The sequence below is a fragment of the Kitasatospora sp. NPDC057223 genome, from assembly GCF_042669755.1.
Classification (GTDB): domain Bacteria; phylum Actinomycetota; class Actinomycetes; order Streptomycetales; family Streptomycetaceae; genus Kitasatospora.
Window position 1 is genome coordinate 19,888 of the sequence record NZ_JBHUWW010000042.1, and the last position, 18,973, is coordinate 38,860.

The window sequence follows — 18,973 nt, forward strand, 5'->3', positions numbered from 1 at the left end:
GAACAATGCCTGCGCGGCGGGGCGCCTCCCAGGGGTTGCGGGTGCAGCAAGATGCAGGGCGCACGGCAGCAACCTGAGACGCGGCACCCGGCCGGGGTGCCGGCGGCCGGTGGCGGGCACGGCGAAGGGGGCGCCGTCCGGTCGGACGGCGCCCCCTTCGGTGGAGCAGGATCAGGCGTCTTCCCAGCGGAAGAACCGCGAGGCGATGGCGGTCATCACGGCGGCGAAGAGCAGCAGTCCGCCCATCGTGGGCAGGGCGTCCAGCAGGCCGCCGCCGCGGGTCAGCACTGACTGGGAGGCGGTGACCAGGTGCTTGAGCGGGAAGACGTCGGAGAGCGTCTTCAGCCAGCCCGGCGCGTCGTCCAGCGGGAAGAACGAGCCGGAGAGGAAGGACATCGGCAGCACGATGATCTGCGAGATGCCGTTCGCCGCCTCCTCGGTCTTGGCCAGCGAGCCGGCCAGCAGGCCGATCGACATGAAGGCGAGGGTCGCGCAGACCACCAGCGGCACGATCAGCCACCAGCTGCCGCTGAGTTTCAGCCCGAAGTAGGGCGTGGTCGCGACGAGCAGGAAGACCGCGGTCTGGGTGAGGGCGGTGAGCACGCTCACCGCGACCCGGGAGGCGACGATCGCGGCCGGGTTCACCGGGGCGAGCCGCAGCCGGCGCAGCACCTTCTTCTGCCGCCAGGAGACCAGCGTCAGCGAGGCCCCGAAGACGGCGCCGGTGGCGATGGCCCAGCCGAGCAGGCCGGGGGTGAGGAACTGGATCGGCTTGAGGGAGTTGTCCTCCACCTGGGCGGTGTCCAGGGTGAAGGTGGCGGGCCTGCCGCTGGCGGCCAGGTTGGCCTGCTGGACGATCGCGTTGACGATGCCCTGCACGCTGCCGGCCCGGACCTGGTCGGCGGCGCTGAAGCGCAGCTCGATCCGGCCGTCGGGGCCCTGCTGGACCAGTGCGTCCAGGTCGCCCTTGCGGACCTTCGCGAGCGAGCCGGCCGCGTCGTCGGTCCGGGTGATGGTGAGGACCTTCTCCAGCTCCGTCCGCGCCTCGCCCTGGACGGAGTCCAGCACCTGGACGGCGCCGACCTGGGCGACCTTGGCGTGCGGGCTGCTCGCACCCTTGAGCAGGGTGCCGAACAGCAGCAGGAACATCAGCGGGAAGAGGATCACGAAGAACACCGCGGTGCGGTCCCGCAGGAACTGGGTGATCATCACCCGGGACAGGCTGCGGAAGGCGCTGGCCCGCTCCTTCGCGGCGGCGCCGCCCGGGGCGTCGCCGCCGGTGCGCTGGGCGGGGACGCCGCCGGTCGCGGTCTGCGTGCGCTCGGCGCTCATGCGCGGTACTCCCGTCCGGTCAGCTGGAGGAAGACGTCCTCCAGGGTGGCGCCGCGCACTTCGAGGCCGCGCAGCGCGCCCCGCTCGGCGAGCACGGACAGCACCGGCGCGGGGGCGCGGGTGGCGATGGCGAGGGTGACGCCGTCGTCCTCCACCGAGGCGACCTCGGCGCCGGCCGCGGCGAGCAGCTCACGGACGGTCTCGGCGCTCACCGCACCGGACTCGACGCTGACCCGCACGGTGTCGTCGATCTCGCGGACGAGGGCGGCGGGCGCGCCCGTCCTGAGCACCTTGCCGTGGTCCATCACCGAGACGCGGTCGCAGAGGATCTCGGCCTCGTCCAGGTAGTGGGTGGTGAGCACGACCGTGCGGCCCTCGGCGTTGATGTCGCGCAGCAGGTCCCAGAGGTTGCGCCGGGCCTGCGGGTCGAGGCCGGTGGTGGGCTCGTCGAGGAAGACCAGCTCGGGGTCGTGGGCCAGGGCGCAGGCGATGGACAGCCGCTGGGCCTGGCCGCCGGACATCTTCTCGGTCATCACGGCGGCGGAGTCGGTCAGGCCGACCCGCTCCAGCATCGCGTCGGCCCGCCTGGGCCCGACGCCGTAGAACGAGGCGAAGGTGCGGATGGTCTCCCGCGCCGTCAGCTTGTGGAAGAAGGCGGAGGCCTGGAACTGCACGCCGATGCGCGGCAGCAGTTCGTGGTTGCGCGGCCAGGGCGCCAGCCCCAGCAGCTCGACCCGGCCCTCGTCGGGCTTGCGGATCCCCTCCAGGATCTCCAGAGTGGTGGTCTTGCCGGCCCCGTTGGGCCCGAGTATCCCGTAGAACTCGCCAGTCTCGACGGTGAGCGACACCCCGTCGACAGCCTGGACATCCCCGTACCGCTGACGTATCCCGTCGGCGGTGATAGCTGCAGTCATGTGCCCTGACCCTAGGGGACGGGCCGGTGGGGCGACCCCGCGCGGCGGATTTTCTTGAAGATCATTTTACTCGCCGGTAGGAACGGGCCGGGGCCGGCGGAGAACTGATCCTCCGTCGGCCCCGTACGCCTTCCGCCGTCAGGCCCGGTGCAGCGTGATCGTCGTCCACGCCCCCACGTGCACGCGGTCCCCGTCGTTCAGCGGGATCGCGGTGTGCGGGGTGATCGACTCGGCGCCGCCGTTGACGGTCGTGCCGTTCGTCGAGTCCTGGTCCACCAGCACCCAGCTGCCGTCCGCCTGCTCGGCGAGCAGCGCGTGCTGGTGCGAGGCGCCCGGGTCCTCCGGCGGCACCGACAGGTCGATCTCCGGCACCGTGCCGCGGTGCTGGCTGCGCCGCCCGATCCGCAGCTGGCCGCGCCCGGTCAGCGGGATCCGCCGCTCGGGGCAGTACGGCGGGAAGAACAGCCCGGCGGCCTCGGGGCCGCTGCGCGCCATCATGTCGGTGAAGTAGTCGCGGTCGGCGGACACCACCGCGATCCAGGTCGAGCGGACCGGCTGCTGAGCCGCCCCGCCCTGCTCGCCGCTCTGGTCGGCGCCGGGCGCCGCCGGCGGCTGCAGCCGGAACGAGGTGCCGAACTCCTGGCCCTGCGGGGTCGGCCCCGGCTGCGCGTACACCGGGCCGGTGCCCTCGCGGAGGGCGGGCTGGGGCTCGAACGGGTTCTGCTGCTTCTCGTAGCCGTACGGTGCGGGCTGCTCGTACTGCTGCTGTTGCTGCTCGTACCCGTACGGGCCGGGCTGCTCGTACTGCTGCTGCTGCTCGTAGGCGGGCTGTTCGTACGGCTGCTCGTACGGCTGCTCGTACGGGTTGGCCTGCGGGTAGCCGTAGCCGCCCGGGGCCTGCGGCGGCTGCGGCGCCTGGGGTGGCTGAGGTGCCTGCGGCGCCTGGGGACCGCCGTACGCGGCGGGGATGCCGGGGTTGGCCGGGGGCGCCGGCGGCACCGGGTGCGCGAGGTTCCCCGGTGCCTGGGCGGGGGGCCGGCGCTGGGAGGGCGAGGACAGGTCGTAGTCGTACCCGCACTCCTCGCAGTACCGGCCGGTCTGCGGGGTGCGGCAGATCGGGCAGATCACCAGGCCCTCGGTGATGTCCGGGAAGCCCTGGGAGGCCGGCGGCGGCGCCATCGGCGCGGGCGGCTGGTGGTGCAGGTGGCCGGGTGCGCCCGGCACGGCCAGGCCGGGTGGCGGTGTCATCGGGAAACCGCAGAAGTCGCACCAGTCCTCGGCCTGCGACTCATGGCCCCTCGGGCAGATCGGCATCAGGTCCCCCCTTGTTTCCAGCCTGTTGGGGCAGTTTCCGTCCCGGACGGGTGCCCGGTCACTTCTTGACGCGCACGGTCTTGGTCGACCGGGTCTCCAGGGTCTTCGAGTCGGCCTCGCTCACGTCCTTACGGAACCGAACCGTACCCTCCTTCGGATCCACCACGTCCACCACCTTCTGCAACAGCTTGAAGGTGCCCTCGTTGCCCGTCGCGTGGGCGATCCGGACGGCCGCGCCGAGCTTGGCCGTCGCCCGGTCGACGTCACCGGCGCGGTGGGCCTCCAGGCCCTCCTGGATGGAGGAGGCGAGTTCGGCCTGCCCGGTGTAGTGGGCGACCTGCGGGCTGATCCGGGTGGAGGAGGCCAGGTCGTCCGTCCAGACGGCCTTGACCAGGCCCTGCGACAGGACCTCGGGGGCCGCGCCGCCGGGCTGCGGCAGGACGAGGCTGATCCGGGCGGCGAGCATCACGTTGCCGACGGCGGCGGCCGGCACCTCGATGCAGACGTGGTAGTCGCGGCTCTCGTCGCCCCAGGAGCCGGTGGGGTAGTCACCGGCCCGGGGCCCGGCCTCGGAGCGGCGCCCGGAGAGGTCCTCGACGGTCGGGGCGACCTGCTTGACGAACTTCACCACCGCGTTGGCGGGCGTCCAGACCCGCAGTGCGACGTCCGCGACCTGCTTGCCCATCGCGGTCTCCATCATCGAGCGGAAGTCCTCGACCAGGCCGGACGGCTCCGCCACGATGTCCACGCTGCCGAGCAGGGCGGAGGAGATCTTCCGCAGCTCGTCGACCTTCCAGTCGGTGCCCACGCCGCGGCAGTCGGCCGTGAAGTGGCCGGTGACCCGGTCGATGGCACGGTCGAGGTCGGCGGCCGACTCGTGCTCGTTGTTGCCGTCGGTGAGCAGGATCGCGTGCCGGATGGCGATGTCCCGGCGGGTCAGGAACAGCCTGTCCGCGCGCGCCAGCCAGCTGCCCATGGCGGTGCCGCCGCCGGGGGAGAGCCGGCGCAGCGCCTCCTTGGCGGCGGCCCGGGAGGCCCGGCCGGCGATGGCGAGGCCGCCGTCGCCGGGGTAGACCTCCTTGGCCTCGTGGGTGCCGGCCACCACGGCGAAGGCGACGCCGTCGCGGACGGTGTCGATGGCGGCGGCGGTGGCCTCTCGGGCGCCGCGCATCTTGCTGGCCGGGTACTCCATCGAGCCCGAGCAGTCGACCATGATGACCACGGCCGAGGACTGCACCCCGTCGCTCTGCGGGCCGGCGTCGGTCGGCAGCGGCCGGCCGCCGGAGGTGCCGCCGCCGGTGGCGGTCACGGTGACGATCGCGTTCACCTCGCGGGCGCCGTCCGCGAGGTACTCGTTCTGGAAGATGTCCACGTCGAACCGGGGCAGATTCGACTTCGCCAGACTTGCCATGGCAGAGGGCTCCTGTCGGATGGTCAGGACGGTCGGAGTGTCGGTGGGTGGTGCCGGCCGGTCAGCGCACCGGCGGGTGGTCCGGCCGGGCCGGTACGGCCGGCGGGGCCGCGGGCGGCAGTGGCGGGCGGGGCGGCTGCGGCGGCAGCGGGGCCCGGGGCGAGCCGATCACCGGCAGGTCGGGAAGGGTGTCGTCGTGCGGCTCCTCGCCCTCGGCGGGCCCGGCGGCGCGCAGGTCGAGCAGGGTGGCGGTGCGTCCGTCGCCGGCCAGGCCGGTGGCGGGGAGGATCGGCAGCACGGCGACGGTGATGTTGTCGTGGCCGCCGGCCGTGATGGCGAACTTCACCAGGGTCTGCGCGGCCGCCAGCGGCCGGGTCCGGGCGTCGGTGCGCACGACGTACGCGAGGTCGGTGGCGGCCTCCGCGTAGTTCCACAGCCCGTCGGTGCAGATCAGCAGGACGCCGGGGACGTGCGGGGTGAAGTCCAGGGTGTGCGGGACGACCTCCTCGGCGTCCGCGCCGAGCCAGCCGGTGATCGCGTGGGCGCGCGGGTCGGCGTAGGCCTCCGCCTCGCCCATCAGGCCGGCCTCGACCATCCGGGCGGCCCAGGAGTCGTCCTGGGTGAGCCGGAACGGTTCGGCCGAGACCCGGTCGTCCGGGATCCAGTACGCCCGGGTGTCGCCGACCCAGCCGATGGTGACGCGCCCGGCGGCGGAGATCGCGCTGACGTACGTGCAGGCGGGGGCGTTGGTGTCGGGGCGGGCCGGGGAGCTGCCGTCCTCGGCCAGCGCTGCCACCGCGCGGGCGGCCTCGGCGATCGCCGCCCGCATCGCGGTGGTGGGGTCGTCGCCGCGTTCGAGTGCGGTCAGCAGGGCCTCGGAGGCGCTGTCGACGGCGGTCTCGGAGGCCTCGTCGGGCCGGTCGGAGGAGGACACGCCGTCGCAGACGACCGCGACCACGGCGGGTTCGCCGCTGGGCAGGGAGGTGGCGGCGACGGTGAACGAGTCCTCGTTGCGGTGGTGGCGCAGGCCGCGGTCACTGACCCCGGCGACGCCCGCCAGCACCTTCTCCATGTGGTCGCGGGGCCGGGGCTGGGCGCCGCCGCAGGCCTCGCAGTAGCCGTCGGTGCTGACCTGCGCGGCGCCGCAGTGCGCGCAGGTGACACCGGGCTGCAGGCCCGGGGTGGTGAGCCGCAGGGTCCGCGGGCCCTCGGTGCCGTCGTCGTGAGCCTGCGCCGGGGGCGGGTCGGCGACCCAGCCGGCGGGCATCGCCCCGGTCACGCGCGGGCCGCCGTCGCGGCTCGCGCCGCAGGCACCGCAGTAGGCGTCCTCCGGATCCAGGGGTTCGGAACAGCTCGGGCACACGGTCTGCTGGGACATCTGCTACACCCACGTTCTGGGGCGGGTACGGTTCGCCCGCTCCACCATCTCGATCCTGGTCTCCGCCCGGTCGGCCAACCGGGCGAGTACCCGGTAGGAGTGTTCCAGGGCGAAGCGCAGTTCCCGTTCCGCGACGGGTTGTCCCAGGACGGCGAGCTCGCCGGCCGCTCCGGGGCGCCCGGCGAGTGCCCAGCCGAGGGCGGCGTCGAGCACCTCCACGGAGAGCTCCTCGCGGCGGCGGTCGTCGAGGCCGAGCCGGCCCAGCTGTTCGGAGCAGGTGCCGAGGTCCTGGCCGAGCGGGTCGGTGGCGGGGCGTTCGCGCAGCCGGGCGCGGATGGCGCCGATCCGGGCCGCGGTGAAGTGGCTGGAGGTGGCGGGTACGGACTCCAGCGCGCTCACGGTGCCCGCCCGGTCGCCGGCCGCGAGCCGGACCCGGGCCAGCCCGAAGGCGGCGCTGACGTACGCGTGGTCGGTGCTCCACACCAGGCGGTAGAACTCGGCGGCGTCCTCGCCGTTGCCGAGGAGTTCGGCGCAGACGGCGAGGGCGAGCTTGGGGGCCGCCTCGCCGGGGAAGGCGTCGTAGAGCGCGTCGAACGCCTCGGCGGCGGCTTCGAGCCGCTGCGTCCGGGAGAGGGCGCCGGTGCCGGTGGCGGAGCTGAGGGCGCCGAGGCCGCGGTACCAGACGACCCGCCAGTCGCCCTGGTGCTCGGACTCCAGGGCGGCCAGGGTCTTCTGCGCGGCGGTGTGGCTGCCGAGTTCGAGGTGGGCGCGCAGTTCGCGCAGGGTGCGTTCGACGGAGTCGACGGGGGCGTTCGCCAGGGCGGCGAGGGCCTCCTCCGGTGCGGTGGCGACGAGTGCGGCGAGGAACCCGGCGTTCGGGTCGGCCGGGTCGACCCGGGGCACCGGCAGCGCGAGTGCGGCGGCGACCGGGTCGACGGCGGCGACCCGCAACGCGCCCGGCCGGGCGCTGGCGACGACCAGTTCGGTGTCGACGACGCGCAGTTCGGGGCCGAACTGGGTGGAGAGGGCGGGCCGGGGCCGGCCGTCGCGGAGGGCGAGGATCTCGCGCAGCACGCCGGTGAGCTGGTCGGCCATCTCCTCGGCGGAGGAGAACCGGCGGGCCGGGTCCGGGTCGGTGGCGCGGACCAGGAACCGGTAGTAGGACTCGTACTCGGCGAAGACCGGGACGAGTTCGGGGCCGGGCAGCTCCTCGCGGTAGGTGGTGCTGTAGCCCTGGAAGTCGAAGCTGAGCACGGCGAGGGTGCGGGCCACGGTGTAGAGGTCGGAGGCGGGGGAGGGCCCGTCGGTGGCGATCTCGGGGGCCTGGTAGCCGATGGTGCCGTAGATCGGGCCGTCGTCGTCGAGGCGGCGGACGGCGCCCATGTCGATGATCTTGAGCGAGTCCTCGCTCTGGATCACGTTGTCGATCTTGAAGTCGCAGTACACCAGGCCCCGGCTGTGCAGGTAGCCGAGAGCCGGCAGCGCCTCCAGCGCGTACGCGATGGCCTGCTCCACCGGCAGCGGGTCGCGCTGCCCGTCCGGCCTGCGGCGGTCGTTCGCGATGTCCTTCAGCGACTTGCCGCCGACGTACTCCATCACGATGTAGCCGTCGGTCGAGCCCGTCCGCAGATCCGGGTGCTCGGCGAAGTTGATGATGCGCACGATGTTCGGGTGGTCCACCTCGGCCAGGAACCGGCGCTCGGCGACGGCCACCGCGAGGGCGTCCTCGTCCCCGGTGTCCAGCAGGCCCTTGAGCACCACCCACTTGTCGTTCACCCGGCGGTCGATCGCCAGGTAGATCCAGCCGAGGCCGCCGTGCGCGAGGCAGCCCACCACCTCGTACTGCCCGCCCACCAGGTCGCCGCGCTGCAGCTTCGGCGAGAACGAGTACGGCGTACCGCACTTGGTGCAGAACCCCTCCGGGCGCCCCGGCCGGCCGTTCTTCTCCCGGCCCACCGCCATCTCGCACTTGCTGCAGAACCGCTTGCGCTCCGGCACCTCCGGGTTGGCCAGGACGGCCGCGGCCGGGTCCAGGTGCGGCACGGTCGGCACGTTGACCAGGCCCGCGCCGAGCCGGCCGCGGGTGTTCACGCTGACGCTGCCCCGGCTGCTGCGCACCGACAGCGAACGCGCGCTGCCGGTACGGGTCGAGCGGTGCGAGCGCGAGCGGCCGGACATCGAGCGGGCCGAGCCCGTCCGGGCCGAGCGCAGCGAGCGGGAGGAGTCCGGCGAGAGCCGGGCCGACGGCAGGTGCGGCTGGGTGAGGCCGGTGTCGCCGCCCTCCGCCGCGAGCCCGCAGTCGTCGCAGTAGCCGTCCGGGTCGATGGTTCCCGGGCAGTCCCTGGCACAGGAGGAGCCCGGGCCGGCCGCCCCCGCAGCCACGGGTACGGCCACGGGTACGGCCGCCACCGGGGCGAGCCCGCACTCCGTGCAGAACCCGTCCTCGTCGATGACCCCGTCGCCGGTGCAGTCCGGCCGCGCACACGCCTCGCTCATGGAACTCAGGCCCCCTGCCCGTTGCTCAGCCCGTCGACCGGTGTGCCGTTGCCGCCACCGGTGTCGCTCCCGCTGCCGCCGGCCGGCCGCAGCGACTGCTGGAAGCGGGCCACGGCGCCGGCCGCCGCCCGCAGGTCGCACGGCGCGCTCCACAGCAGCCAGCGCGCCTTCTCGTAGCGCTCGATCACTTCCGGGTCCTCGGCGACCTGCAGCCGCGCCGCCATCGCCTTGTACGCGTCCAGGCGTCCGCGCAGTTCGGCCCGGACGGCCAGCGGCTGGGTCACCTCGGTGAGCGCCTGCCGGGCCCGGCCGAGCTCCTTGGCGGCGGCGTCCTCCAGCTGGTCCAGCAGCGGGGCCAGCCGGTGCCACTGCCCGCTCTGGCGCAACTCCAGTGCCAGCACGACGCGTTCGCGCAGTGCGGAGGCCGGGCCCGGTACGGCCGGCACCTCGGTCGCGGCGATCTTCGCGAGCACCTCGCCGCGGGCCCGCCGGGCCTCGGTGAGGGTGGCGTCGGCCCGTTGCAGCAGGTCGCCGACCTGCTGGAGGCGCTCCTCGGCGTCGTCGCGCAGCCGCAGCACGCCCTCCAGCTCCAGCCGGATGCCGTCCAGGGCCCGCCCGGCGCGGTCGAACCGCTCGGTGTCCACCACCCCGGACGGCCCGGCCAGCGCCGTGCCGTCGGGCACCGTGCCGCGCTGGGCCGGCACCCGGGAGGGCCGCCAGAGCGCCAGCGGGTCGGCGAGCACCTCGGCGCGCAGCGCCGTCAGCGCGCTGTCCAGCTCCAGCAGGTCGTCGCCGAGCGGGTGCGCCCCGGCCCGGACGCCGAGCGAGCCGGCCAGGCTCTGCACCCGGCGGAGTTCGGCGAGCAGCAGGTCGATCCGGGCCGGCAGCGCGGACCACACGGCGTCGGCGGCGTTCACCACCTCCAGCACGGTGGCGTACCAGGCGTTCATCCGGTCCATCAGGTCGGCCAGGCTGACCTGTTCCACCAGCTTGGCCGGTGCGCCGAGCCGCTGCGCGCCGTCGGGCAGGGCGCCGCCGGGCACGGCGACGGCCGCCCCGGCGAGCAGTTCGTTCAGTTCGGCCAGCTCCGGGGCGCCCGGCCTGGCCTTGCGGGCGCGCACGGCGCGGGCCGAGGCGAGGGCCTCGGAGTAGCGGTCGAAGAGGGCCCACAGCACCGTCAGTCCCTGCCCGGCGACGGACCACCGCTCCTCGGTGCGGCCGGTCAGCGCCGCACCTTCCAGCAGCCGGTGGCCAGGGTGGTCCTGCAACGAGAGCAGCGCCGCCTCGACGGCGTCGCGCTCCGCGCCCAGGCGTGCCAGTGCGCGGTCCACCTCCTCCCGGTTCATCGCCGGGCCGGCAGTTCCTGCCAACGCCACGTCCGTCCTCTCTCCTGCTCGGTCTCGCCGGTCGTCCCGGTCGTTGTCCCGGTGTGTCGTCCTGGTGTGTCGTGTCGGTGCGTCGTCCCGGCGGGTCGTCCTCGTCGGGTGCCGCCGGGTCAGGGCCGGAAGCGGGACGCCTCGTCGTGCATGGTGGGCTTCAGCCACTTCTCGTAGCTCGCCTGCCAGCCGCCGTCCGCCTGGTAGTCGGCCAGCACCTGGTTGACGCGGGCGACCAGGTCGGTGTTGCCGAGCTTCATCGCCACGCCCATGACGCCGGGGCGGACCTGCTCGTCCAGCATCCTGATCGTGGTGTCCTGGGCGGCCTGCCCGGCGGCGAGACCGTCGTCGGTCATGGTCGCGTCCACCTTGCCGAGCTGCATCAGCACCAGGCAGTCCAGCTGGTTCTCGACGGTGACGAGCTTGGAGCCGTGCGGGTTGGTCTTCAGTTCGTCCTCGGCCGAGGAGCTGCGGGCGGCGCAGGCCGTCCTGCCCTTGAGCGCCTCGTCGAAGGTCTTCGCGGGGGAGGCCCTGGGGACGATCAGGCGGTTCGCGGTCTTGAAGTAGGGCTTGGAGAAGGCGACCTGCTCCATCCGCTCGCAGGTGATCGTCATGGTGCGGACGATCATGTCGACCTTGCCCTCCTGGATGAACTTGATCCGCTCGGCGGTCGGCACCGCCTTGAGGGTGATCCTGGAGGCGTCGCCCATGATGGCGGTGCCGATCGCCTTGGCGAGGTCGATGTCGAAGCCCTCGATCTCACCCGTGGACGGGTTGCGGGCACCCCAGCGGAAGCTGTTCTGGTCCACGCCGATGACCAGGGTCTTGTCGGCCTTGATCGCCTTCACGGCCGGCCCGTCCTCGCGGCTCGCCGGCACGCTGGCGCTCGTGTCGCAGTTCGGGTCCGCCGCCGGCGCGACCCCGGCCGCGCCCGGCGCCGCCTGCGCGGCGGCGGGCAGTACGGCGCCCTGCGGGCTGCCCGCACCGAGCAGTCCGGCGCCCGCCACCATCAGTGCGACGGCCGCCGCCCGGCCCCGTCCGGCGTGCCCCGTGGTTCCTGAACGCATCGTCATCTCCGCCCCTCCCGCCGGTTACCGGTACTCGGCCAGTCGGCGGCCGAGGCCGCGCACCGCGCTGACGGCCGACAGCAGGGCGAGTACGCCCACGCCGACGGCCAGCGTGTCCAGCAGCCCGCCGGTGCCGCCCGCGGCCGCCCGGAACCGGGCCTGTTCGATCTGTGCCGCCTGCTCCAACTGCTGGTCGGTGGCGGTGAAGGAGGCGTCCGAGGTGTTCGGTACGTCGGCCTCCCTGGTGGTGATCGTGGCGTCCAGGGCGCCCTGGTAGTCGCCGTCCGAGGTCTCCTTGCCGATCGCCGCCGCGTGCCGGGCGGACCAGACCGCGTACTGCTCGCGGGCCCGGCCGACCGCCGTCGCCGCGTCCCGGGGGGCCAGCTGCTCCGCCCGGGCCAGCACACCGTCCTCCGGGCGCCCCTCGCCGGCCAGTTCCTTCGCCGTGGACGCCCAGAGGTCCGCGTACATGGTGCTGGACCCGCGTGCGACCAGGTGCAGGTTCTCCGCGAGCCGCGCGGTCAGTACGTCGACGCGTGCGGTGTTCAGCGCCCGCAGCGGTGCGGAGCCGTCCCGCTCGCTCTCCGTCAGCCGGTCGTGCACGAGCAGGCTGCCGCCGGCCAGCCAGACCAGGGCGGCCAGCACCGACAGCGTCGCGCCGACCAGCCCGGCGTTGAACACCCGGTTGGTCCGCCGGAACAGCACCTGCTGCACCCGGACCAGCGCCACCAGCGCCACCAGCCCGAGCCCGTACGCGGCCCACGGCACCGCGCGCGCCTCGGCGTAGTCCCGGGCGAGCGCGGCGTCCTCGGCGGCGGCCAGCTTCACGGCGTCCGGCAGCAGGGTGTCGCGCATCTGCTGCGAGGCGTACCGCAGGTAGGCGCCGCCGAGCGGGAAGCCCAGCCGGTTGTCGGCCCGGGCGGTCTCCACCAGGCCCGCGTACACCGGGATCTGCTGGTTCAGCGAGGACAGCCAGGCCTGTGCGGGGGAGGAGGCCGTCGTGCGCGCCGCCGCCTGCGAGATCAGCCGCGAGGCCGTCGCCAGGTCGTTCTCGTAGCGCTGCCGGACGGCCTTCGGTTCGGCGCCCGCCAGCAGGAAGCCGGTGGCCGCCGTGGTGTCCGCGTCGGCCAGTGAACGGTGGATGTCGGCGGCCGCCTGGCTCAGTGGCTGACTGTACGAGACCACCCGGTCCGCCGCCTGCGCACGGGAGTTGACCTGCCACACGGTCAGCGCCCCGAACGCCACCGCGAGCGCCGCCAACAGCAGGGAGGCCAGTCGCAGCCGGCCCGGCGCGGTGTGCCGGCTCTCGGCCAGTGCCGCCGTCCGGGCACGCACGCCGAGCAGGCCCGGCTTCCGGCCCCGGGTCTGCGCCACTACTCCCGTCCGCGTACTCTCTGGTGTCGCCACCGCCCCACCCTCCCCAGTGACCCGGCCGGGCCTGCGGCCCGGTCGTTGCCAGCAGTATGGCCGCCGGTCGTGACAGCCACACCCGACTTGCGCCGATCTTGAGCTTCGTCCCGCCGGCCCACCGGGGCCGTGCGGTCCGTCGTGCTGCCGGCCACGCTCGGACGGTCACGGACAGGGCGACGCCGGATGCACCCTATGCGGTTGCGGTCGGCGTCAGGTGAGGAGGGTGTGAATCCGACACTTCCGGCCAACGCGGCGGCTTCCGTACGATGGCGGCATGCGTCTGCTCGGAACGATCTCACCCGACCGCCCGCTCCTCGTCGTCGCCGTCCAGGAGGAGGCGGTGTACCTGGGTGAGCGGCTTCCGGTGCTGCTCACCGGCATCGGGAAGATCAACGCGGCGGCGTCCCTGGCGACCGTGCTGGCCCGGGGCGAGCGGCCGTCCGAGATCGTCAACCTGGGTACGGCGGGCGCGCTCCGGCCCGGCTGGGCCGGCACCCACCAGGTCGCCCAGGTGCTTCAGCACGACATCGACACGCCCGTCCTGCGGGCCCTCACCGGCCGCACCTACGGCGCCCCGATCACCGTCGGCGAGGACGAGGGGCCGACGCTCGCCACCGGTGACCTGTTCGTCTCCGACCCGGCCGCCCGTGACCGCCTCGCCCTCACCGCCGACCTGGTCGACATGGAGGGCTACGCCCTGGCGACCGTCGCGCAGCGGGCCGAGGTCCCGATCCGGCTGGTCAAGCACGTCAGCGACGAGGCCGGCGAAGGGGCCGCCCGTACCTGGCGCGAGTCCGTCGACGCGTGCGCCCGGATCCTCGCCGACTGGGCCCACGACCACGACCTCTAGACCGGCCGGCGGCGTCCGCTTTCGCGCTGCCGTGCTGTGCCGTGCCGTGCCGTGCTGGGTTCGGGGCCGTGAGCGGGGCCGTGGGCCGGCCCCGCCGTCGGGCTGCGTCAGACCGCGATCTGCTGACCGGTCAGGGCCGGGACGAAGACGTCCAGCTCGGCACGCCAGTAGCGGCCGACGTTCAGACGGGTCGGCTTCTCCTCGCCGGGGAACTGGAAGCGCAGCGAGCTCCACAGCGGGTTGCGCCGGACGTCGCTGACCAGGGCGCGGGCCTGCTCCAGCGGCACCACGTGGACGATCTCCTGCGGCCGGTTGGAGATCCGCGAGGCGCGGTGCACCACGACGACGCGCTCGGTGAGCGTCACGTAGTAGTACTTGACCAGGAGCTGGCCGAGCAGGCCGAGCGAGTTCATCAGCCACGGGCTCGGCCCGGTGATGGACTGGAACGTGACGACCGGGCGGTCGTTCGGCTCGATCGACGCGATCGCCTGGGCGACCTGCTCCTGGATGGTGGACTTACGGATCGCCATCTGGCGTGCTCCCCTGTGTGTTCGAGTCCCGCCCGCGATGCGGGGCCGGGCCGGGCGAGCGTAGTGAGAGCGCCAGAGCGCGGCAACGGACAGATCAGGCATACCGTCCACGCCGGGAAATGTTCTCCCGTTTGTAATGCGAGGTGCCGTGCGAGGACGGTCCCGCCCGGCGGCCGCCCGTCCTTCGCTTCGGTATCAGGCCGGTGCACCGCCGTTGACGTGCAGCGCCTGCCCGGTGATGGGGCCGGCGGCGGCGTCGAAGGCCACGGCCCCGGACGGAGGAACCGACCGGCCGGGGCCACCGCGCGGTGGAGTGCGCGGTGGCCGGGCTGCTGGACGACGAACAGGGCCTGGCCGAGAGGCTCGCACCGGACGGGCAGCAGGAGTCGGCCCGGCTGCTGACGGTGCTGCTGCAGGACCTCACCGCCCGCTCAGGCCGCTGAGGCCGCCGCTGCGGGTGCCGAGGTCGCCTGGTGGGCGGCCGCCGCCACGGCCTCGCTCGTGACCACCTTGGCGAACCGCATGGTGTGCAGCGCCGCCGCGGTGGCACGGGTGAGTTCGGCCGCAGGGACGGTCTCCCCGTCCGGGCCGGCCATGTCGAAGGTGTGCATCGCGTCGATCGGGAACACCACGTCGTAGCCGAGGTTGCCGCCCATCCGCGCGGTGGTCTCGTTGCACACGTTGGTCATGATCCCGATGACCACGATCTGTCCGGCGCCGCGCGCCTGGAGCCAGGCATGCAGGTCCGGCGTGCCGTAGAACGCGCTGTTCACCGACTTGGTGATGTGCAAATCGGGCTTGACACCCGCCACTTCGGGCTTCAACTCGTACCCGGGAGTGTCGGGGGCCAGCGCCCCGGAGGCGGACGCGTGCTGGACGGTCACGATCGGACGGCCGGTGGACTGCCAGGCCTCGATCACCGAGACCATCCTCCGCTCGGCCTCGGGGTTGTCCCGGGGCCCCCAGAACTCGTAGTCCTCGAAACCCTGTTGGACGTCGATCACGATCAGGACGGAGTCGGGGGCGATGGTCAGCGGGGCGCCGAATGCGCTGGTGTTCGTCATGCGTCCCATCGTGCTGCGGGGCCGGCAGGGCCGGTGAGGTGCGCCGGAGCCAGCGATCGATAGATTCCTGCCATGCGCACAGTGGGCTGCCTGATCTTCGACGGTGTCCGGGCCTTCGACTACGCCGTGATCGGCGAGGTCTGGTCCAACCGGCTCAACCGACCCGGACTGCCGTCCTTCGACCTGCGGGTCTGCGGACCGGCCGGCGTCCGGGTGCGGCTCGGCGGCGGTCTGGAACGGGTCCCCGACCACGGGCTGGACGGCCTGCTCGACTGCGACCTCGTCGTCGTCCCCGGGATGGCGGACCCGCTGTCGCCCGTCGACGCGTCCGTCCTGGACGCCCTGCGCGGCGCCCACGAACGGGGCATCCCGATCGCCTCGCTCTGCGCGGGCGCCTTCGCGCTCGCGGACGCCGGCCTGCTGGCCGGCCGGTCCGCCACCACCCACTGGTCGCTCGCCGCCGAACTCGCCCGCCGCCACCCCGACGTGGACGTCCACCCCGAGGTGCTGTTCACCGGCGACGGCGACATCTGGACGTCCGCCGGAGTCGCCGCCGGCATCGACCTCTGCCTGCACCTGGTCCGCTCCGCCCACGGCCAGCAGAGCGCCGCCGCCATCGCCCGCGCGATGGTCACCGCCCCCTTCCGCACCGGTGGCCAGGCCCAGTTCATCCCGAGCCCCGTCCCCGAGGAGGCCGGCGACGACCCGCTCGCCCGGGTCCGTACGGACGTCCTCGCCGCCCTGGACACCCCCTGGACGGTCCGCCGGATGGCCGCGCTCGCCCTGATGTCGGAGCGCTCCTTCGCCCGCCGCTTCGTCGACACCACCGGCACCACCCCGCAGCGCTGGCTGCTGGAACAGCGCGTCCTCGCCGTCCAGCGCCTGCTGGAGGAGACCGACCTCCCCGTCGACGACATCTCCGTGCGCTGCGGCTTCGCCTCCGCCGTCTCCCTGCGCCCCGCTTTCGTCCGCCGCATCGGCCTCCCGCCCCGCGAGTACCGCAGGGCGTTCCGCGGGCGCGACCCGGAGCCGGGTTCCTAGGCGTCGTCCAGATACGGGGACTCGAACTCGTCGACGTACAGGCCGGCGCGGCGGGCGTTCCCGACGGCGGAGTCCGCAGGGTCCGAGATCCCGACGTACATGTAGTAGTCGTAGCCGAAGTGGACGAAGAAGTCGTCGTGCGCCAGCCGGCACCAGACGGAGTCCTCCCGGAGAACCGACCGGGCCAGTTCGACCGCCCGGTCGCCGGAAAGCTCCTCGCCCTCCTCCAGCGCGCCCCACCACGGACTGTCGTCGTAGATCTCCAGCCCGTCCACCCGGAGCGAGGCCACGCCGGCCAGCCGGATGAACTCGGCCAGCGCCGCGAGGTACTTGGCCTCCGTCTCCAGGTACTCCTGCTCGCTCAGCATCCTGCTGTCGAAGGTGCTGCCGATGTCGGAGATGCTCGTCCAGGCCGGCTCCGTGCCTTCCCGCTCCGCCGGGGAGTACTTGACGATCCGGTACTGGTGCATCAGCGGCTCCCGGCTGCCGTACGGCGGGCACTGCCGGCCCCGCCACCGGACGGGCCCGGCCTGCGGCCGCGGTCCCGGGCGATGTTGCGGATCTTCCTGGTCCGCCCGTCCTCGGCCAGCGCCTGGAGGACGGCTGCGGACGGCGATTCGGCGGCGAGCTTCCGTTGCAGCCAGTGGGACGCGTGGAGGATCTCCGGCGCGCACTCCCCGGGGTGCTCCGCCGACTGCTTCAGCAGCTCCCACTCACTGATCCGGCGTTGCAGGAAGCCGAAGCCGGCCGCCGCCTCGCGGACCGGACCGACCCTCTCGGCGAAGGGCCGCGAGCCGTCGAGTCCGGCTGCCAGCCGGTCGACGTGGTCGACCAGGGCGGACTCCGCCATGCCACGGTCCGGGTCCCGCAGGACGATGCCGAGGATCCGTTCCTCCGCCTCTGGGGCGTCAGCCCGGAGCGCCCGGCGGTAGAGGTCGTAGCGGGTGTGCTCGTCGGTGATCGAGGCCTGCACCTCGGCCGGGTCGAGGCCGGAGAGGCCGGCCAGCCAGGCCACCTCGTCCACGGTGATCACGGGTGCGTCCTCCTCGGCGTCATCGGCCGGCCCGGCGTCCAGGAGCGCGGCGTCCGGGTCGGTCGTGCTGAAGTCCCCGTCCGACTCCAGGTAGGCGGCTCTCAGCGCCCAGGGCGATCCGTCGCTGATCTGGTGGACGGAGTAGACGACTTCACCGTCGAGGAGACAGGCATCGGTGACGATGCCGGCCGTTCCGAGGAGGGATTCACCGATCAGCGGAGTGTCGGCACCGACTGCCTCGGGATTCCTGAGCCTGACCAGCTGGAGACGGCCGAAGCCCGCCTCGGGCGGCCACGGCAGTGCGACCGACATGCGACAGCTCCGTTCCTGTCCGTCCCCCGGCCCGGGCCGGTCGTTCACCGGCCCCGGCCGCCGACAGTACAAGCGCCGGGCGCCGGCTACCCGGGCGGGCCTCGGAACGGACGGAGCACGCCCTCCGGATCCCCATCGTGGCCGCGTCCGCGGGAAGGACCACGCCGATCCCGTCGCCGACGCGGACAGACGCGGACAGTGGCCCGCAGCTCGTCGGCCGTCGCGCCGGCCCACGCCGGGTCGTCCACGAAGTTCACGACGGCTCCGTACTCCTGGTCCGCACCCCACGGCCTCGTCAGCTCGGCCGCGACGCCCTGCCGGGCGCCTCGTCGCTGAAGTCGGTCCGGACGACGAGCACAGCGCCCGTCACACAGCCGTTGACGGCCGACAGCTCCCTCATCGCCCCGATCCCGCCCCTGGCCCCGGCCCGAGCAGGGATCCTCGCACGCCCCACCGACAGGCCTGCGGGCCGCCGCCCGCCGACTCCGGCGTGGTCGTCACCGCGTACGCCGCTGCGGGTGCAGGGTTGTCCTGACCTGGCACTATGGAGGTTCGGGTGTCCGCACCGGCCGCCCGTACCGGACCGGGACCGAAGGGCGACCCGCACCATGCGCCTGCTGCTCATCCGCCACGGCGAGACGCCGTCGAACGTTGCCCACCGCCTCGACACCGCCCGCCCCGGCGCCGTGCTCACCGCCCTCGGCCAGCAGCAGGCCGCCGCCCTTCCCGGCGCCCTGGCGGGCGAGCCGATCGACGCGCTGTACGCCTCCACCCTCGTCCGCACCCAGCTCACCGCCGCGCCACTGGCGGCGGCGCGCGGGCTCGACGTGCTGATCCGGGACGGCCTGCGGGAGATCACCGCCGGCGACCTGGAGATGCGCGACGACGCCGAGGCGGGCGAACGCTACATGCGGACGGCGTTCGCCTGGTCGGCCGGCGACGCCGGCCTGCGGATGCCCGGCGGCGAGAACGGTACGGAGGCCCTCGGCCGCTTCGACGCCGTGGTCGCCGAAACCGCCGATTCCGGGGCAGCAGCGGTGGCCCTGGTCAGCCACGGCGCCATGATCCGGATGTGGACGGCGGCCCGCGCCGAGAACGTGGACGTGGCCTTCGCCGCCGCGCGCCCGCTCGACAACACGGGCGTGGTGATCGTCGAAGGCTCCCCGGCGGACGGCTGGAAGGCGCTGTCCTGGATGGGCGCACCACTCGGCGGCCCGGCCGTCGAAGGCGCCGACACCGACAGCCCCGCCGGGCTCCCGGTGAGTCCCCCTGTCATCCCGGAGGCGGACTGAACGGCGCCGTCGCTCACCCGTTGAGGGTCGCCCGGGACGGAGGGTGAGGCTGACCGGGTCACCTGAGACCGGGACCAGATCGCCCACCCCACGGAAGCCGTGAACAGCGCTGTGGCTTGTCGAAATTTCGTTCGCGCCACTGCCCCGGATACC

At 73.7% G+C, this 18,973-nt stretch carries 17 protein-coding genes; 4 read left to right on the top strand and 13 right to left on the bottom strand.

The features are described from left to right. Positions 1-171: 171 nt before the first annotated feature. From ACFUK0_RS17240 to ACFUK0_RS17280, 9 genes are all read right to left on the bottom strand, one after another. Positions 172-1,332, bottom strand: coding sequence for an ABC transporter permease (locus tag ACFUK0_RS17240; RefSeq protein WP_380250894.1), 1,161 nt, complete (start codon positions 1,330-1,332; stop codon positions 172-174). Further along, positions 1,329-2,246, bottom strand: coding sequence for an ATP-binding cassette domain-containing protein (locus ACFUK0_RS17245; RefSeq protein ID WP_380250896.1), 918 nt, complete (start codon positions 2,244-2,246; stop codon positions 1,329-1,331). Before ACFUK0_RS17245 ends, ACFUK0_RS17240 begins: the two co-directional genes overlap by 4 nt. Positions 2,247-2,384: 138 nt before the next feature. Next, positions 2,385-3,560 carry an FHA domain-containing protein gene (locus ACFUK0_RS17250; protein ID WP_380250898.1) on the bottom strand — a complete coding sequence of 392 codons (1,176 nt, stop codon included), beginning with the start codon at positions 3,558-3,560 and terminating at the stop codon, positions 2,385-2,387. 58 nt (positions 3,561-3,618) lie between these two features. Further along, entirely contained in the window at positions 3,619-4,971 is a 1,353-nt protein-coding gene (locus ACFUK0_RS17255; protein WP_380250900.1) for a VWA domain-containing protein, read from the bottom strand. Positions 4,972-5,032: 61 nt separating this feature from the next. Next, entirely contained in the window at positions 5,033-6,349 is a 1,317-nt protein-coding gene (locus tag ACFUK0_RS17260; protein ID WP_380250902.1) for a protein phosphatase 2C domain-containing protein, read from the bottom strand. A 3-nt stretch (positions 6,350-6,352) separates the two neighbouring features. Further along, positions 6,353-8,845 (bottom strand): tetratricopeptide repeat protein, encoded by a 2,493-nt coding sequence (locus ACFUK0_RS17265; protein WP_380250904.1) that lies wholly within the window; start codon positions 8,843-8,845, stop codon positions 6,353-6,355. Between the two features lie 5 nt (positions 8,846-8,850). Beyond that, complete coding sequence (locus ACFUK0_RS17270; RefSeq protein WP_380250968.1) at positions 8,851-10,191, bottom strand: hypothetical protein; 1,341 nt, start codon at positions 10,189-10,191, stop codon at positions 8,851-8,853. Positions 10,192-10,340: 149 nt separating this feature from the next. Beyond that, entirely contained in the window at positions 10,341-11,288 is a 948-nt protein-coding gene (locus tag ACFUK0_RS17275; RefSeq protein WP_380250906.1) for a glutamate ABC transporter substrate-binding protein, read from the bottom strand. A 24-nt stretch (positions 11,289-11,312) separates the two neighbouring features. Further along, positions 11,313-12,662 carry a hypothetical protein gene (locus tag ACFUK0_RS17280; RefSeq protein WP_380250908.1) on the bottom strand — a complete coding sequence of 450 codons (1,350 nt, stop codon included), beginning with the start codon at positions 12,660-12,662 and terminating at the stop codon, positions 11,313-11,315. A 310-nt stretch (positions 12,663-12,972) separates the two neighbouring features. On the opposite strand from ACFUK0_RS17280, the gene ACFUK0_RS17285 reads away from it, so the two are divergent. Further along, positions 12,973-13,548, top strand: coding sequence for a nucleosidase (locus ACFUK0_RS17285; protein WP_380250910.1), 576 nt, complete (start codon positions 12,973-12,975; stop codon positions 13,546-13,548). 107 nt (positions 13,549-13,655) lie between these two features. Here ACFUK0_RS17285 and ACFUK0_RS17290 read toward each other — a convergent pair whose 3' ends face one another. After that, positions 13,656-14,078 (bottom strand): hypothetical protein, encoded by a 423-nt coding sequence (locus ACFUK0_RS17290; RefSeq protein WP_380250912.1) that lies wholly within the window; start codon positions 14,076-14,078, stop codon positions 13,656-13,658. Positions 14,079-14,398: 320 nt separating this feature from the next. On the opposite strand from ACFUK0_RS17290, the gene ACFUK0_RS17295 reads away from it, so the two are divergent. Next, positions 14,399-14,521 carry a hypothetical protein gene (locus ACFUK0_RS17295; RefSeq protein ID WP_380250914.1) on the top strand — a complete coding sequence of 41 codons (123 nt, stop codon included), beginning with the start codon at positions 14,399-14,401 and terminating at the stop codon, positions 14,519-14,521. Here ACFUK0_RS17295 and ACFUK0_RS17300 read toward each other — a convergent pair. Beyond that, positions 14,510-15,142, bottom strand: coding sequence for a cysteine hydrolase family protein (locus ACFUK0_RS17300; protein WP_380250916.1), 633 nt, complete (start codon positions 15,140-15,142; stop codon positions 14,510-14,512). The genes ACFUK0_RS17295 and ACFUK0_RS17300 overlap by 12 nt on opposite strands. A gap of 72 nt (positions 15,143-15,214) precedes the next feature. On the opposite strand from ACFUK0_RS17300, the gene ACFUK0_RS17305 reads away from it, so the two are divergent. After that, a complete protein-coding gene (locus ACFUK0_RS17305; protein WP_380250918.1) occupies positions 15,215-16,183 on the top strand; it encodes a GlxA family transcriptional regulator in 969 nt (322 codons plus the stop codon). Here ACFUK0_RS17305 and ACFUK0_RS17310 read toward each other — a convergent pair. Next, positions 16,180-16,653, bottom strand: coding sequence for a hypothetical protein (locus tag ACFUK0_RS17310; protein WP_380250920.1), 474 nt, complete (start codon positions 16,651-16,653; stop codon positions 16,180-16,182). The genes ACFUK0_RS17305 and ACFUK0_RS17310 overlap by 4 nt on opposite strands. Continuing rightward, positions 16,653-17,528: a hypothetical protein gene (locus tag ACFUK0_RS17315; RefSeq protein WP_380250922.1), complete on the bottom strand. Its 876-nt coding sequence runs from the start codon at positions 17,526-17,528 to the stop codon at positions 16,653-16,655. The genes ACFUK0_RS17310 and ACFUK0_RS17315 overlap by 1 nt, the downstream gene beginning before the upstream one ends. Positions 17,529-18,136: 608 nt before the next feature. On the opposite strand from ACFUK0_RS17315, the gene ACFUK0_RS17320 reads away from it, so the two are divergent. Next, positions 18,137-18,820: a histidine phosphatase family protein gene (locus ACFUK0_RS17320; protein WP_380250924.1), complete on the top strand. Its 684-nt coding sequence runs from the start codon at positions 18,137-18,139 to the stop codon at positions 18,818-18,820. Positions 18,821-18,973 lie beyond the last annotated feature (153 nt).

Bases quoted from the DNA above. Each gene is read 5' to 3' on its own strand.
- ACFUK0_RS17265 (WP_380250904.1), bottom strand. From the start codon at position 8,845: ATGAGCGAGGCGTGTGCGCGGCCGGACTGCACCGGCGACGGGGTCATC.
- ACFUK0_RS17290 (WP_380250912.1), bottom strand. From the start codon at position 14,078: ATGGCGATCCGTAAGTCCACCATCCAGGAGCAGGTCGCCCAGGCGATC.
- ACFUK0_RS17305 (WP_380250918.1), top strand. From the start codon at position 15,215: ATGCGCACAGTGGGCTGCCTGATCTTCGACGGTGTCCGGGCCTTCGAC.
- ACFUK0_RS17300 (WP_380250916.1), bottom strand. From the start codon at position 15,142: ATGACGAACACCAGCGCATTCGGCGCCCCGCTGACCATCGCCCCCGAC.
- ACFUK0_RS17255 (WP_380250900.1), bottom strand. From the start codon at position 4,971: ATGGCAAGTCTGGCGAAGTCGAATCTGCCCCGGTTCGACGTGGACATC.
- ACFUK0_RS17240 (WP_380250894.1), bottom strand. From the start codon at position 1,332: ATGAGCGCCGAGCGCACGCAGACCGCGACCGGCGGCGTCCCCGCCCAG.
- ACFUK0_RS17260 (WP_380250902.1), bottom strand. From the start codon at position 6,349: ATGTCCCAGCAGACCGTGTGCCCGAGCTGTTCCGAACCCCTGGATCCG.
- ACFUK0_RS17250 (WP_380250898.1), bottom strand. From the start codon at position 3,560: ATGCCGATCTGCCCGAGGGGCCATGAGTCGCAGGCCGAGGACTGGTGC.
- ACFUK0_RS17285 (WP_380250910.1), top strand. From the start codon at position 12,973: ATGCGTCTGCTCGGAACGATCTCACCCGACCGCCCGCTCCTCGTCGTC.
- ACFUK0_RS17310 (WP_380250920.1), bottom strand. From the start codon at position 16,653: ATGCACCAGTACCGGATCGTCAAGTACTCCCCGGCGGAGCGGGAAGGC.
- ACFUK0_RS17315 (WP_380250922.1), bottom strand. From the start codon at position 17,528: ATGTCGGTCGCACTGCCGTGGCCGCCCGAGGCGGGCTTCGGCCGTCTC.
- ACFUK0_RS17270 (WP_380250968.1), bottom strand. From the start codon at position 10,191: ATGAACCGGGAGGAGGTGGACCGCGCACTGGCACGCCTGGGCGCGGAG.
- ACFUK0_RS17275 (WP_380250906.1), bottom strand. From the start codon at position 11,288: ATGCGTTCAGGAACCACGGGGCACGCCGGACGGGGCCGGGCGGCGGCC.
- ACFUK0_RS17245 (WP_380250896.1), bottom strand. From the start codon at position 2,246: ATGACTGCAGCTATCACCGCCGACGGGATACGTCAGCGGTACGGGGAT.
- ACFUK0_RS17320 (WP_380250924.1), top strand. From the start codon at position 18,137: ATGCGCCTGCTGCTCATCCGCCACGGCGAGACGCCGTCGAACGTTGCC.